At 66.0% G+C, this 14,318-nt stretch carries 15 protein-coding genes; 9 read left to right on the top strand and 6 right to left on the bottom strand.

What is annotated here, in order from left to right; all coding sequences use genetic code 11:
* Positions 1 to 173: 173 nt before the first annotated feature.
* The 5 genes from ACSP50_RS42495 to ACSP50_RS29365 all read right to left on the bottom strand — a co-directional run bounded on the left by ACSP50_RS42495 (position 174) and on the right by ACSP50_RS29365 (position 5,457).
* Positions 174 to 1,070 (bottom strand): hypothetical protein, encoded by an 897-nt coding sequence (locus ACSP50_RS42495; protein WP_014692928.1) that lies wholly within the window; start codon positions 1,068 to 1,070, stop codon positions 174 to 176.
* A gap of 205 nt (positions 1,071 to 1,275) precedes the next feature.
* Positions 1,276 to 1,674, bottom strand: coding sequence for a hypothetical protein (locus ACSP50_RS29380; protein ID WP_014692927.1), 399 nt, complete (start codon positions 1,672 to 1,674; stop codon positions 1,276 to 1,278).
* Complete coding sequence (locus tag ACSP50_RS29375; protein WP_014692926.1) at positions 1,671 to 2,105, bottom strand: hypothetical protein; 435 nt, start codon at positions 2,103 to 2,105, stop codon at positions 1,671 to 1,673. Before ACSP50_RS29375 ends, ACSP50_RS29380 begins: the two co-directional genes overlap by 4 nt.
* A 571-nt stretch (positions 2,106 to 2,676) precedes the next feature.
* Positions 2,677 to 3,072: a hypothetical protein gene (locus ACSP50_RS29370; protein WP_080128064.1), complete on the bottom strand. Its 396-nt coding sequence runs from the start codon at positions 3,070 to 3,072 to the stop codon at positions 2,677 to 2,679.
* 1,083 nt (positions 3,073 to 4,155) lie between these two features.
* Positions 4,156 to 5,457, bottom strand: a complete 1,302-nt coding sequence (locus ACSP50_RS29365; RefSeq protein WP_014692924.1) for an IS256 family transposase — start codon at positions 5,455 to 5,457, stop codon at positions 4,156 to 4,158.
* Positions 5,458 to 6,108: 651 nt separating this feature from the next.
* On the opposite strand from ACSP50_RS29365, the gene ACSP50_RS29360 reads away from it, so the two are divergent.
* From ACSP50_RS29360 to ACSP50_RS29325, 8 genes are all read left to right on the top strand, one after another.
* The gene (locus tag ACSP50_RS29360; protein ID WP_043512398.1) at positions 6,109 to 7,590 is read left to right on the top strand and encodes a hypothetical protein; all 1,482 of its coding nucleotides are present in this window, start codon (positions 6,109 to 6,111) and stop codon (positions 7,588 to 7,590) included.
* Complete coding sequence (locus tag ACSP50_RS29355; protein ID WP_014692922.1) at positions 7,587 to 7,775, top strand: hypothetical protein; 189 nt, start codon at positions 7,587 to 7,589, stop codon at positions 7,773 to 7,775. The genes ACSP50_RS29360 and ACSP50_RS29355 overlap by 4 nt, the downstream gene beginning before the upstream one ends.
* The gene (locus ACSP50_RS29350) at positions 7,772 to 8,071 is read left to right on the top strand and encodes a hypothetical protein (RefSeq protein WP_014692921.1); all 300 of its coding nucleotides are present in this window, start codon (positions 7,772 to 7,774) and stop codon (positions 8,069 to 8,071) included. The genes ACSP50_RS29355 and ACSP50_RS29350 overlap by 4 nt, the downstream gene beginning before the upstream one ends.
* Before the next feature lie 119 nt (positions 8,072 to 8,190).
* The gene (locus tag ACSP50_RS29345) at positions 8,191 to 8,430 is read left to right on the top strand and encodes a hypothetical protein (RefSeq protein WP_014692919.1); all 240 of its coding nucleotides are present in this window, start codon (positions 8,191 to 8,193) and stop codon (positions 8,428 to 8,430) included.
* Between the two features lie 176 nt (positions 8,431 to 8,606).
* On the top strand, positions 8,607 to 9,032 hold the full coding sequence (locus ACSP50_RS29340) for a hypothetical protein (protein WP_014692918.1): 426 nt from the start codon (positions 8,607 to 8,609) through the stop codon (positions 9,030 to 9,032).
* A gap of 28 nt (positions 9,033 to 9,060) precedes the next feature.
* Complete coding sequence (locus ACSP50_RS29335) at positions 9,061 to 9,456, top strand: hypothetical protein (protein ID WP_014692917.1); 396 nt, start codon at positions 9,061 to 9,063, stop codon at positions 9,454 to 9,456.
* 2 nt (positions 9,457 to 9,458) lie between these two features.
* On the top strand, positions 9,459 to 10,979 hold the full coding sequence (locus ACSP50_RS29330) for a hypothetical protein (RefSeq protein ID WP_014692916.1): 1,521 nt from the start codon (positions 9,459 to 9,461) through the stop codon (positions 10,977 to 10,979).
* 106 nt (positions 10,980 to 11,085) lie between these two features.
* Positions 11,086 to 13,461: a cell division protein FtsK gene (locus ACSP50_RS29325; protein ID WP_014692915.1), complete on the top strand. Its 2,376-nt coding sequence runs from the start codon at positions 11,086 to 11,088 to the stop codon at positions 13,459 to 13,461.
* Between the two features lie 2 nt (positions 13,462 to 13,463).
* Here the strand turns inward: ACSP50_RS29325 and ACSP50_RS29320 are convergent, their stop codons facing one another.
* Positions 13,464 to 13,664 carry a hypothetical protein gene (locus tag ACSP50_RS29320; RefSeq protein ID WP_014692914.1) on the bottom strand — a complete coding sequence of 67 codons (201 nt, stop codon included), beginning with the start codon at positions 13,662 to 13,664 and terminating at the stop codon, positions 13,464 to 13,466.
* Between the two features lie 59 nt (positions 13,665 to 13,723).
* Between ACSP50_RS29320 and ACSP50_RS29315 the strand changes: the two genes are divergently transcribed.
* Positions 13,724 to 14,155 (top strand): metal-dependent hydrolase, encoded by a 432-nt coding sequence (locus tag ACSP50_RS29315; protein WP_014692913.1) that lies wholly within the window; start codon positions 13,724 to 13,726, stop codon positions 14,153 to 14,155.
* Positions 14,156 to 14,318 lie beyond the last annotated feature (163 nt).

The following is a 14,318-nucleotide window of genomic DNA, read 5'->3' as shown; positions in this document are numbered from 1 at the left end:
GCCTTCCGTCGCTTCCCTCGCCACGCACTAATGACCGCGCACCGCGAAGCCGCGTTGTACTGGTGAGCGATTTGCAAAGTAACGGCCGTTCCTGGCCGCCGTTCACGGCTGGCAGTAAATGAGTGAATCGCTTGCCTTCGCTTTCAGTTCAGCGTGCGCCATTCTCGTTGTCTTCACTTTCCAGCCCGGAGCGAACGCTGATCTCTCCCAGCGAATATCATATCTCGCCGTAAGATCATGGCTACTGGAAGTCCATCTACGGCTTGAGTAATTGCGAATGCCCGGCTCAGTGGCACGCCGGTCGCGAGCAGTGTGTAGAAGATAGTACTCCATCGTTTCCAAGCATCACTATCAAGAGTTCCCGTGGCGGCCGACGGGGCGATCTCTGCAGCGACTGATGCTGAGGCGCATGCTGCTAGAACGACGAGTTTCGGTCGTGACTGACGTACGACCTCGCCAAGTCCGCGCGGCGGAAGCGAATCGCTTCCGATCTGTATGCTTCCGCTTCCCTCAACTTGGGCAGAGAGCTGCCAAACTTGAGCGTGTGCCCCTAACGTCAAGAGTGCCTGACTGAAGCCTGCTGCGGTTTCTGCGGGCTCAACCGAAACAGTGGAGCCCGGAAATGCCGCAGTGATAATTCCGCGGTCTTCTTCGAGAAAACGGTCCCATGGTGCGGCTTCTGAGCCGGCTATCAAGAATTTCGGATTCTCGACGACTTCTGCCACGCCGCCGTCCTGAGTATCAGGCGATCCTGATCCGGCGGGCGCTTTCGCTATCGAAACGACTATCTCCGGCGTTTTCCCGTACAGCGATTCGGGCCGCCATACCGCCATTCCGGTGACGAGTAGGATCAGCGACGCTACGAGGCCGATCATGCCGAGAACCAGATAAGTCTGGTTAGGCCCGCTCGTGAGCCCTACCCCCACAGCGAGGATGCCTTCAACGGCGAGCACGACCAGCGCAAAGAAGCCGAGGGGCGTCTTGACTGCTTCAACAATCGCAGGCCAGTCGTCTCGCGGCCTGTTGGCCTCGCGTCGTTCCTCTTGACCTTCAAACTCAGGACCAGCCACGGTGCCAACATAGGGGCGGAGTTGCGCGAGTGCAACGACATCGACTATGCAGGCAATCTGATACCTGACAGTCAGGTAGCCCGGCGCTCTACAGAATTAGCAACGTAAGCGCGAGTCCCGGAGCGACTGGCTTCGATCGTGAAAGCGCGGTCGGATGACGGCACTGACACTTCCTGATCGGTCCGCCACGGAAGCCTCCACCTGGCTACGCTTCCACCGGCATGATTGCCACCTCGTAGCCGGCATACATGCTCGGCATCTGAGTGACGACCACCGCGTTAAGTGCCTGCGCCTCGAACGCCACCTGACCGGCCATCAGCGGGCCCGCCACCGCGCCGGGCAACTGCGGATCAGCCAGTCGCGCGGCCTCCACCGCGGTATGCATGGTCAGATCAAGCGTGGTGACGCCCCGGGACATCAGGAACGGGGTCCACAAGGCGAGTCCCACGTTCAGCGCCGCTTCGGCCTCCGCGACCGCCACCGTCGGCAGTAGCAGGAACACATTGCCGCGCTCGGCGTCATCGAGCATCTCCATGAGGTCCGGATGCCCGCCGAACATCGCAATCAGCGCGGACGCGTCCAGGACGCGGGGAGAGTGCGTCACGCGGCCGACGGCGTGTTGCGACGCTCGATGATTTCCCGCAGGTCCGCGTCCGCGCGATCCATACGCGCCTGATAGCCGGCCCGCTGTTCGGGCGTCATCGGTGCTGGCGCTGACCTGCCAAGCAGCGCCATGAGCCGCTCGGACGCGCGCGGCGGGCGGCCGGTCTCGTCAGCGGGGATGGGGGCGTCGGAGTCCATGCCAACCACCTTAGCGGGGCGGAGGGAACTGTCGTCATCTTGAACAAGATCGATACGTTTCGAGAACGCCTGCTGCTGGAATTCCCGTCCCGTCTGCAGCTCGCAGGTGGCCGCGCGTTCCCGGCGTTCAGCCAGGAACTGCCGCCAGTAGGCCCTGCCGGAGTGGCGCAGCCACCGTTGGAGCTTCTCGTCGAAGTACCAGTCGTCTGGGCCCTCATGCGGCGGCTCATTCATGGGATGACGGTATCGGCCGGTACTGTCGGCGGGGTAAGTCCGCCACTCGTACGGATGTGCCAACCTCAAGGCGCCCGGGGCGAGTGCTGCCGCGCCGACCACGTGCTATGCCGGTCGAGGATACCGGCGACCACCAGTTGATCGAGCAACTGTTGGACCAGGTCGTGCAGCTCGGCGCTAGTTCGTAGCTTCGCCGGCCTGAGTCGTAAACGACGCGCCGGGGTGGTGGTGAGGTGCGGCCGGCCACTGCTCGAACAGCGCATCCTGCGGGTGGGTGATGCAGCCGATGTCCTGGCAGTGCACTTCACCGGCGTAGTCGTTGGTCGGTCGTCCTTCGATGGTAAAGGTGACGGCGACGATGCGCCCGTTGTGCTCGGTGCCGGTAATACGGCGGTGTAGTACCCCGGATGTTCCTGGCTGATATTGCCGGACTGCGGGTTGGACTCCAGTTCGGCGCCGAAGCTGGCGACCTTAACCAGAAGGTCGCCAGCTGGTGGGTCATGGCGGGTCCATTCGCGGACTGCGTTCATGAACCCGAACAGTCGGAACTTGGCTGCGGGCAATCAACGCCTCACATTCTCGCCTTAACGTCGGCGATGAACGCCTCGATCTCTTCGGGAGAGTCGGGCGTGGCGGCTCTCGGCGGACGCTGGTCTGCAGGGCGCAGCATCGCCTGGCGCAGGGACTGGGGATAGCCGGAGACGTTGCCCTCCGGGATCTCCTGCTGGGCGCGGACGGTGTCGCGAATGACTGTGATGTCGATGGCCTTGCCGGTGGGTGTAGCCGTCCAGGGGCCCTGCCCTCGGACCAGCGCCTCCAGGTCCATGGCGCTCAGCGCGCCGAAGGAGGCAACAGCAAACCGGGCTGCGTCGTACTGGACATCGGTGAGGTTGCTGCTTAGCCCGTATGGGATCTGCGCCTGTGCTTGTTCGCGTAGGGCGGCAGCGATGTCGGTCGCGGTGCTCATCGCCGCAACGTATGCCGTCATGGGGGTAGGGGGTAGACCCTCGCCAGGTGATGGATTCCGCACATCTGCGCGGGTCGAAGTCGTCGAGTCTGGCACCTTCCGGACGGGGTTTGCTGAACTCCCGGCACTTCGTAGCGTATCGATGCGGCTACCCGATTGGTGTCGGATCACGGACTTGTCACGGAAGGTCATCATTCCTCCATGTGCTAACTCAGCAGGGTTGGGACCAAGGGATTCAGGGCTTGCTGATGTCGCAGTACGCCTTGACATCTTCGGGCGCCGTGTTCTTTCGCGGTCGGCGCGGTTGCCGCCGGAACTTCTCATATAGCGCCTGGTTCTCCGCAACGCGCTGATCCGCTGGCGACCGAGGCTGCAGGTACCCGCTGTTGGGGTTCGCCAGCACCTCTGCGACAAGTTGTCGCAGGTCGCCGTTGCCGTGAACGGTGCGCCACCAGGCGAGAGACCGAGGTTGACAGCGGCGAACGAGTTCATCCCGGATCTCGGTGAGTTTTTCGTCGGGAGCGCCGGCGGCAGCGAGCCAGTTGTTGACCGGGTTAGCTTCTTGATGATCTAGGCGATGATCTCTTTCTCGATCTTCTTCGGGCGCCAGGGAAGGCGGACCTTGGTTCGCGCGCGGAGAGAGAGACTGTGAGTGGTTGAAGTTATGAGCGGTTCTTTGAGGAGAAGGCCCCCGGATCTGTCGCACCTTAGGCACGGATCTGTCGCACCTTGCTGACGGATCTGTCGCACCTAACTCGCCAGTAGCCCCCGGATTTGTCGCACCTTCGTCGTCGTAAGCTCCCGGATCCATCGCACCTTTAGCCCCCGGATCTGTCGCACCTTCAGGTACCTTCCCAAACTTGGGAAAGCGGAAGGTAACCCGCCTGCCAGGCACCGAATAGAACGGCTGGCCGTGCCGGTCCTTGCCTAGAACGACTCGCAGATCAATCCACTTTTGCGCCACTCGCCGCAGGGCCTCTTGGATACTTCGCTCCGACAGATCCGTCAGTTGAGCCAGTACCTCACTGCCTGGCCAACCTTCGGGACTGTCAAGAAAACGGTGTAACTCGATGTTGTTGAAGGTCAGTTGCGGCCTGCGGTGAGTCGTCCTTCGAAGGCGAGGTCGAAGGCGTTGAGGGCGGGTTTCCAGCGGATCGCCCAGCGGCGGCGGCCGGTGCCGGTCGGGTCGAGGGACATCACGGCGAGGTAGACGCATTTCAGGGCGGCCTGCTCATTCGGGAAGTGCCCGCGGGCCCGGACCGCCCGGCGGATCCGGGCGTTCACGCTCTCGATGGCGTTCGTCGAGCAGACAACCTTGCGGATCTCGGCGTCGAACGCCAGGAACGGCACGAACTCGGCCCAGGCGTTCTCCCAGAGCCGGACGATGGCCGGGTATCGCCCGCCCCAGGCCTCGGCGAACTCCAAAAACCGATGCTCGGCAGCGGCCTCGGTCGGTGCGGTGTAGACGGGCCTCAGCGCCTTGGCGATCGCGTCGTAATGCTGGCGGCCGGCGTACTTGAACGAGTTGCGCAGCAGGTGCACCACGCAAGTCTGGACCACAGTCCTGGGCCAGACGGTGTTGATCGCGTCAGGCAGGCCGGTCAAGCCGTCGCAGACGGCCATCAGCACGTCCTCGACGCCACGATTCTTGAGCTCGGTGCACACGCTGAACCAGAACTTTGCGCCCTCACCGCCGTCGCCGGCCCACAGCCCGAGGATGTCGCGGGTGCCCTCGACAGTGACCGCCAGAGCGACGTAGATGGGCCGGTTGGCGACCTTCCCATCGCGGATCTTGGCGTTGATCGCGTCCAGGAACACGACCGGATAGACCCGGTCGAGGGGCCGGTTCTGCCACTCGGCCATGCCGTCCATGACCTTGTCGGTGATCGTGGAGATCGTCTGGCGAGAGACGTCGGCGCCATAGACCTCGGCCAGGTGAGCGCTGATTTCTCCGGTGGTCAGGCCTTTGGCGGACAGCGACAGGACCATGTCCTCGACGCCGGTCAGCCGCCGCTGCCGTTTCTTGACGATCTGCGGCTCGAATGAGCCGTCTCGATCCCGCGGCACGGTGATCTCGACCGGGCCGACGTCGGTGAGCACGGTCTTGGCACGGGTGCCGTTGCGCGAGTTCCCGCCGTCCTTGCCGACCGGGTCGTGTTTCTCATAACCGAGGTGGTCAGTGATCTCGCCGTCCAGCGCGGCTTCGATCACCCGCTTCGTTAGCTGTTGCAGCAGGCCGCCTTCACCAGTCAGCTGCAGGCCCGCAGCCCGAGCCTGCTCGACCAGCCGGCCGACCAGCTCGGCGTCCACGCCTTCAGGCGTGTTCGCCGGAGTCTTCTTCTTCGCCACCGCGGAAGTATCCACGGCATCCGTCATGACCGTCATCAGGTGCGTCTCCTTGATCAGGAGTTACACCGTTCGTTTTACAGTCCCCAACCTTCCCGTGTGGTGTCGCTGCATGCATCGGCGAGCTCAAGCACCAGAAGTCGTTCGGCAGCCGTCAGCAGGCCAGGCGGTAAAGCGTCGCGGACTTCGCGCCGTAGTAGGTAGCCCATCAGCACGTTCCACGGAGAAGCTCGACGGCGCAGAGGTGCTGCCGTTCGACAGATTGGGTTAACTTCAAGGGAGTCTCCTGCGTGCAAGCAAGTGCATGAACTAAACGGCCGTGGTGTTCGCGCACCGCGGCCGTCGTCATGCCTGAGTCCTGGCCAGTTGCTTCTCCAAGAGCGCGAGGTCGTCAAGGACTTGGCGGTAAGAGACTCGATGCCGCGGGCCCGGCTCGCAGATACCGCGCTCCCAGAGCGAAACCGCAGCTTCGCTGACTCCTACGGCGGCAGCAACATGACGGATCTTGGCGCCAACTGCTCGCCTTCGACGCCGACGCTCGGCGGGAGATGGCAGCGCCTCCTCCAATAGCTTGTCGATCAATGTGACGCCTGCTTGGGGCGGAGCGGGTGAGGGGAACATGCCCTCAGCATAGGTGCGCTACTTGAGAAATAGCTAGAATTTTCTCAATCCGCCTGCTAGTGTCGAGGCATGCCCGTGACGGTGTTCCTCGCCAAGCCCGACAACGGCCCCGCCCTGCCCACCGGACACCCGGCCGCAGCACGAAGCTGGATCGACGCTGTCTCGGCGCAGGTCACCGCCGTCACGCACTCCACCTGGCTCATCTACGGGGTATGCGGCGTCCTCGCCGGACTGCTGACCATGTCCCTGTACGGACGGAACCGGCGCACCAAGAACACCGACAAAGCTGAGCTCACCGGCACCGACCGGGCCGTCACCCGCATCACCGGCATCCTCGCCACCGCCGTCGTCGCCCTCGGCGCCTGGAAAGTGTTCGGTGACGTGCTGCACCTGCACTGGTTCTTCCGCATGGTGCTGTTCTTCTTCGCCGAAGCACAGATCGTCGCCGCCTGGCGACGGGTACGCCGCCACATCCACCGGCACGCCACCCTCGGCCCCGGCATTCGCACCATCTACGGCATCGCCCTCGGCTCCGCCCTGGTCGCCGCCATGGACGCCGACCGGATGGTCGAGGTAGTCCTGCGCTTCTTCGCCGCACTCGTCGCCGCCTACATGATCTCCGAGGAGTTGGCGGAAGAACTCGACATCCACCTCCAGGCCCACCCCGCCCTCGCCGGCACCGCGAAGAAGGTCCGCGGCCGGATCAAATGGGCGCTCACCCCCGAACGGATCCTTGTCTGGCTGCGCCTCGCCGAACCCTCCGAACGCACCGTCGAAGAAGTCGAGCGGCAGCGGCGCATCGCCCGATTCGCCCGCACCGCATACCGGCTGCACCTGCTCCGCGAGAACAACGCCAAGAAGTGGCGCATCAACCTCGCGCAGTGGTCGCTGCGCAGGCAGACCGAAGCCGCGAACGAACACCTGCGCCTCGCCACCGACCAAGCACTACTCAGCGACATGCGCGCCCAACTCGCCCTGCTGTACCAAGTCGAGGACACCACCACTCGGGCCGCGGTCGCCGACCTGAACCCGCTCCGCCCCACCCACCCCGACACCCAGCCCGGCTCGCAGACGGTACGCACCAGAACTCGCAGCAGCGAGACTCGCAGCGAAACCGAACGCACCCAGCCGCCCACCCAGACCGCGAACCAGGCTGCGAAACCCAGCGAGAACCCAGCCGAGGGCACCGTTGAGAAGCCGGCCGAGAAGGCCACTGCGAACTCGGGTGCGAACCCCAAAACGGTCGCTGCGAAACCCAGCCACCCGCTCGCCGACCACCCCGTCGACAGCGTCCGCAAACTCGCCCGAGCCTTCGCACGCAACCGGGCTCTCACCAACGCTGACCTGGGAAGAAAGGCCGGAGTGAGTACCGGCACTGCGAACCGGTACATGCCCGATGTGCGGGCCGCGTTCAACGCCGCTGAGAACCAGACGACCCGGCCAGAGCGAACCCAGCAGGTTCGCATCCCGGTACCCATTCCGCAGCCTTCGCAGCCCGTCCTTGCGGGCGTCAACGGCTACCACCAAACCCCCGAGGAGAACCTCCGATGACCGACACGATGACCACCACCGCCGAAGCCACGGTGACCCTCACCGTCAACGGCGTCACCAAGACGTTCACCGCAACTGTGAACAGCGACGGTGACCCCAGCAACGCCGCTTTGTCCGCCCTCTCCGCTGCGAGGGGCGACGCCGCCGACTGGACCGGCCGACCGCTGCGGGAGGCCCTGCGATGACCACCGACCTGACCCCGTACCGCGCCCTCGACCTAGGCACCGTAGGGGAGCCGGCCGCCCTGGTCGACAAGCCCATCGGCCCGGTCACTCTGCCGCCGCAGCCGCCGAAACCCAGCAAAAGGCAGGCCGTCGACACCGCGGGCAGCCTCACCCTCATCGCCGGCGCCCTCACCGGGCTCGCGTTCCACGCCGGCAGCAGCCCCGAGCTGGTCATCTACCCGGTCGGGGCGTCGATCGCCGCGATGGTGATCGCCGCCGTCGTGCACCTGCGCAGCATGCCCAAGGTCGCACGGTGAAGCACCACGCCAGCCTGCAGGCCCTGCGGTTCATCGCCTTGTACGTGCTCGGCGCCGGACTGGCCGGACTCATTGCGTACCTCATCGCCGCCTGACCAGCACAAACACTGAAGGGATCAATGTTGAAGGCCGTCCGTGGCACTACCGCCGAGCAGCGTGCGAAAGCCCGTCGCCTCGTTCGCGGCCAACGCCGCCTCGCGTTCTTCAAAGAGAAGATCAAAGACGCCATCGAGGGTAAAAGCCGGGTCGAGCAGGCCTGCTACTACGTCCAGGCCGTCGCCGCTGACCTTGACGAGCGCGGACGCAACGAACTGGCTCTGGCAGTCGCGGAAATAGCCGATCGGCGGAACCCGCGATGACCCGGAACACCGCCGGAAGGTCCACCGGACGGCATGGCAGTCATGGCATGGCAGTCGTCGTGGCAGTCACTGCGATGCCATCCAGCGGGCGCGGTGCCCGTGCACCCGTGCGGGCGCGCGATTCTACCGACCAACATCCACGATCTCCAAACGCGACCTTGAGGAGGTGCACCACCATGACCATCGCTGACGCGTTCGACGGGGTGTTCCCGGAAGCCCCGTCGAACGCGGCTACCACCACCGCGACCCGGCCGGCCCGGCCGACGGTGGTGCCCCTGCGCCCCGCCGATACCACCCGGGCGAAAGCCCGGCAGCGTCCCCACGCCGTGATCCGGCTGGCCCGCATCGTCTATCTCGACGCCGCCGACTCGTGGATCACCGAGGAACGCTCCCCGTCCGCGAAAACCGTGTGGCGCACCGACTACACCGCCGGCCTCGACACCGTCTGGACCCCGTACCGGTACTGGACGTACGCGTGGCGGCCCATCGCCGTGCTCGCCGCCCTGTTCTTAGACGCCCTGAAATTTCTGTTCATCCACCCGTTCCGCGGCCCGGTCAGCACCGCCATCATCGCCGCGCTGATCCTGCTTGCCACCCACTGACCACGTCTCCCGAAAGGAGAACCTAGCCATGCTCAACATGTTCAGCAGCCTGCTCGCCACCGTCGGGGGACTCATCGTCTTCGCCGGGGCCTGGTACATCCACCAGAAGGTGCGACTCACTCGCACCGCCTGCGTCATGGCCGCCGTCGGCGGCTTCGTCACCTACTCCGGTGTCGTCGGCTCCTGGGCCAACCAGTACGCCAGGCAGCTCGGCATCGTCTGCGCCGTTGCCGTGTTCGTCGGCGTGTGCATCATCGTCGCTGACATCAAGGGCAAGAAGAAGGGCGCCGACCGGCCCGCCTTGATTGCGTTCTTCCTCGTCCCGATCTTCCTGGCGTCTGGGATCGGTGTCCTGCCCACGATCACCAAGGGTTTGCGTGACGGCGTGCAGAAGAACACCACCCAGATGCAGAAGATGGGCTGACCGTGGGCCTCGAGTTCCTGGTCTGCCTGCTGCTGGCGGCCTTGTTCACCGGTGGCCGGTTCGTGCAGGACACCATCGCCACCGCCAAAGGCACCACGCCACCGCATGTGGAACGGGCCCGGATCCGCGCCGAGGGACGCGCCCGGGCCCGGGAGGCAGCTAAACCGGAGAAGGAACGGTCACCGTACGCGGCCGGCAAACCCGGCCTGAAGGACGTTGCTGCCGTCTACTGGGGTGACGCCCTGCAGGACGTGATCGACGCCCACGAGCAGCGCCGCGCCGAGAAGAAGGCGCAGCGGCAGGAGAACCAGGCCGCGAAAGCGGAGAACCGTCCGGCCCGGCACTTTCGTCCGTCGCTGGCCGAGCGGGTCGAACGCCTCGCGAAGTTGCTGTGGGAAGGCCCGCAACGCCCCGCCGAGGACGAACTGGTGCCCAGCGTTGACGAAGTACTCATCGCCGAACCGGCGGCCGGTGCCGACACCAGCCCGCCGCCGGGTGGGCCCGGCGGATCCCGGGTACTCATGCGATGGGACTGCGAGCGCTGCGGCACCGGCTGCGGCGGCTATGACTCCGACGACGCAGCCGCTCAAGACGCGCAACTGCATCTCAACAAGGTGCATGGGGGCTGCGGCAAAGTCGTTGCCGGTCGCATCGAGTTTCTCCCCGGCGACCCGGACGGGGAAAGCCCGGCCCGCCACTGTGATACCTGCGGCACCACGGTCGGCATGACCCGCAATGTGACCCGTTGCATCCCGTGTATTGCTATCAACGCGACGCGGGAGCAGCCCCACGGAACGCGCCCGACCCGGCACACGCAGGGGCACTGGGGCAACGGCACGTTTGTTCGTGCCTCCGCCCGGGATTCGCAGACGGGGGATGCCTACAACTGGGCATGCCAGCACTGCGGTCAAACAACGCGCCGGGAGTTCCCCAGCCCTGCCGCTGCGGACGCCGACTACTACAGCACCCACATGCCGTGCCCGATAGCTGGCGACCTGAAGCCGGGCAGCGGCGGCCTCTGCTTCTTCACCTGCGGGCAGTGTGGGTTCGACAGCGGGCAAATCTATCCCGACCAGGATGCCGCCCACGCCGCCCTGAAAGCCCACCGATGCTCCAACCCCAACAACCAGGAGGACGCCATGACCACACCGGCAACCAGCGGATCCGCCACCGGCGACGCCCACGACCTCGAATCGGCCAGCAACGAGTGCGACCTGCTCGACGGCGACCTCACGGCGGTTGACACCGCCCTGGACCTGATCGACGAACGGATCACCTCGGCTGGTGCTGCTGCCGAGCGGCTCAAGGGGTTTCTGGACTCGAAGAGCATGCCGGACAGCATCACCGCCGGAATGGCCACCGCTCTGGAGATGCTGTCTCCGGAGCACATCAAAGCGCTCATCGATGCCATCGCCGCGGCCAAGACCGGCGTGCGCGCCTCCAAGGAGGCGATCGACACGATGAACGAGCAGGCCACCGAGGCGCTGCAGGGCGCCGACGGATCCGCCGTCAACGGACGCTGACCCTGCCGGACTCCATCCGTGACTGCCAAGCCCTCGAGGTTTGGCGGTTGCGGTACCAGCCCGGAACCCCCCTTTTCCTTCTGCGCAGCCTTCTCCGGAGTGAGCCATGAGTGTTGACCAACGCCCCGCCCCGACCCGTGACATGCCGCCCGGCGGCAGCCCGCCGACCCGCCCCCGCACGGCGTCCCGCGGCCCGGACGGTCAACTCACCGTGCCCAGCGGCGCCGCATTCCTGTCCTGGCACTACCGGGCCGCGGACGGCAAAACGGTGAAAGCCCGCAAGCAGCCGGTACCGGTCAGCGACGGCGGGGAACTCACCCATTACGAGATGGAATGCCCCGCCTGCCCGGACAGTGGACAGTGGGTCAGCGTCAAATCCAAGGTCCACCGGCCGCTGTGCGCGGTGTGCTGCACCGAACTACGCCGGCCCGGCCAGCGTCAGTGGAGGCTGTCGAGAATCCCGGTGCGGCAACTGCTGCAGGAACGCCGCGCGCACGTCAACGCCACCGCTACAACCGCCGCGGTGGGAGCCGCCGGGCTGGTTCTCGACGCCGCTGACTTCCCGTGGTGGGGCGAAATCGCGCAGGCCGCCGCCGTCCCGGCGTGCGTCGCCGGGTCGTGGTGGTTCACCCGCGCCTGGCTGACCCGGTACAGCAACACCGCCGACTTCCCGGACCCGACCGTGGAACCGACGAACGCTGTGATCGCCCAGCGGGCCCGGACCGCCGCATACCTGGCCGCCGCAGCCGGCGTGTGGTGCGAGCTTGCCGACGCCATCAACCTGAACATCACCACTGGAGACGGCGGACTCGCCGTGGCGGCGCTGCTCGGGCTCGGTGTGATCGGTTCCCGCCCCTACCTCCGCTGGGCGCAGGCGCGGCGGGTTCCTGCACCGCAGCCTGCTATCGACGAGGACGACGAGCCGGTCGACGATACGCCGCAGCCGACTGAAGCTGAGCTGCTGCGCGCCTACGTGCTGGAGCGGTGGGAGAAAGTGTCGGTGAAGGGCCGGGTGTTGCACGGCACCCGGCTGGAGGACATCATGCCGTCGGTGGGTGGCTGGTCTGGGCGGATCATCGCCCATGAGGACTCCGACTTGGACCCGGAGAAGTTCGACACCGCCGAGCCTCTGCGGAAGATCGCCCGCGCGTACTCGGTGGGCACGAGCATGGTGTCGATCGTCGCGGACCCGTTCGACGCGAACCAGGCCACCATCCTTGTGCAGCGGACCAGCCCGCTCACCAAGGGAAACGACTGGTCCGGCAACGGCATCGACCTGAAAACCGGGTTTGCGGAGACGATGACCCTGGAGGACGGCACCCGCGGACGGCACCCGTTTTGGCGCCCGGGATGGGGTGCGGTCATGGAGCTCATTGCTGGCGCGACAGGTGCCGGTAAGAGCGAGTACCTGAACCTGCTGGCCGCGCTGGAGCGGCAGTCCGGTGTTGTGGTGTCGTGGATCGGTGACCCGCAGATGGGTCAAAGCCTGGGTGACCTGCGCGACGGGGTGGACTGGTTCGCGCCGTCGGTCGAGGAAATCCTGGTGATGCTCCGTGTCGCCGCCATGGTCATGATCGCCCGGAATTTGGTGACGACCCGCATGCGGCGCGAAGAGACCCGCCCCGATGGCCGGGTGGTGCAGCGCCGCGTCAAGTACCGGGAGGTGTCCCCGGACTTCCCGCTGCTGGCGATCACCATCGACGAGGCGCACATTCCGATGAACGACCCCGACCATGGCAAGGAGATCACCAAGCTGCTGGCGCTGCTGTCGAAATCCGGCCGCAAGGCCAACATCAAGGTCAGGTTGCTGTCCCAGTCGGTCCTGCTGTCGGAGATCAAAGACTCGGTGCTGCGCGGCCAGCTCGCATCCGGATTCGTTGCGGTGTTCCGCACCGCCGACAAACTCACCGGCACCGCCGCCTGGCCGGGTGGCCGGATGCCGGGCGACCCGGCGAACCTGCCTGCCGCGTGGGAAGACGGCTTCTCCACCGCCGGACTCGGCTACGCGTCATCGACCAAGCGGATGCGGATGCGCACCGACTATGCCGGCGACCTCTACGACCTGATCACCACCGGTGACACGCTGGGCCTCGAAGCATCAGTGCTCGGCGTAGCCGGGCCGTTGTACGCCGACCGGTGGAAGCGCCTCGAAGCCTTCGACAGCATGGACCCGGCCGAACTGCTGGGGGCCGGCATCCCGGCGAACCTGCTCGACAGCGCCCCCGGCGACACAGCACCGCCGACCGGCGGCCGAGAGGCCGTGCTGCGGTTCTTCGCCGAACGGTGGCTGGACGGCGACCGCGACCCCGTGCCGTTCGGGGAGCTCGCGGGTGCGGTCCGCACCGTCATCAAGACCCGCGCATGCACCAACGCCGTCAACAAGCTCGTCGACGAGCAGATCCTGGCCACCGACAAGGGCGCCTACTGGCTGACCGAGTCGGGCGCCGAGCAGATGGGCGTTCTCGAAGAGGTGCCAGCGTGACGTCAGCGCCGCATGTCGCGCAGCTCGTCGATGAGAGTGTGCTGGATGAGGGTGATGCCATCGTGGAGCTCTTTGACCAGCGACGCGAAGCCCTTTTCGATGGCGCCGACGATGGCTTTGTTCCGTTCGTCGGCGGCACGTTCCCGCCTGCTGGCGTCGTCCAGGTAGCGAGTAAGGGCGCGCATGGTGTCGGCGTCGGTCATGCGCTCAGCGTAGCGGCCGGATCGCCGTCCGACGATCTCAGCCAGCGCGGTGACCTCTCATGATGGGTAAGTCTCATGCCCTGTCCGGCGCCGTCGGCTGGCTTGCTGGCTGTGCGGTACTCGCGGCTGCCGGTTCGGAACCTTCACCTCTGACCGTGGCGATCGGGGCGGCCGTAGCTACCGGCATGGCCCTCGCTCCCGACGTCGACCACCCGCAGTCCACGATCGCGCACTCGCTGGGCTGGCTCACCTGCTTGATCGCTGGGGGAGTCGAGCGCGCCGCCGCAGTCCTGCGCACCTCGTCCTGCCGGCACTGCTCGACCGGCCCCGATCGGGGCGGGCATCGCGGGATCACCCATACCGCGCTCTGTGCTGTTCTGGCCGGGGCCATCACCACGACCGCATGCCTGGCCGCCGGCCGGGTCGCCGCCCTCATCGTGGTCGGAGTGGCGGTGTGGCTGCCGCGCACGCCGCCCTGTCGTCGCGGCTGAGGGCGAAGATCGGCGACCTGATTCTGCCCGGCAAGTTCCGCTACCACAGCAGAGGCGCACACCGGTTTGCCGCCAGCATCGGAGCGCTGCTCATCGGCGCCGCTGCTGCCGCGATCGCGGACACTGCCACGCCTAGGCCGTGTCTTCAAAGGATCATGACCGT

It is taken from the genome of Actinoplanes sp. SE50/110 (assembly GCF_900119315.1).
Lineage (GTDB): Bacteria > Actinomycetota > Actinomycetes > Mycobacteriales > Micromonosporaceae > Actinoplanes.
The sequence above is the reverse complement of the archived record's forward strand: the minus strand, read 5'-3'. Positions and strand labels throughout refer to the sequence as shown.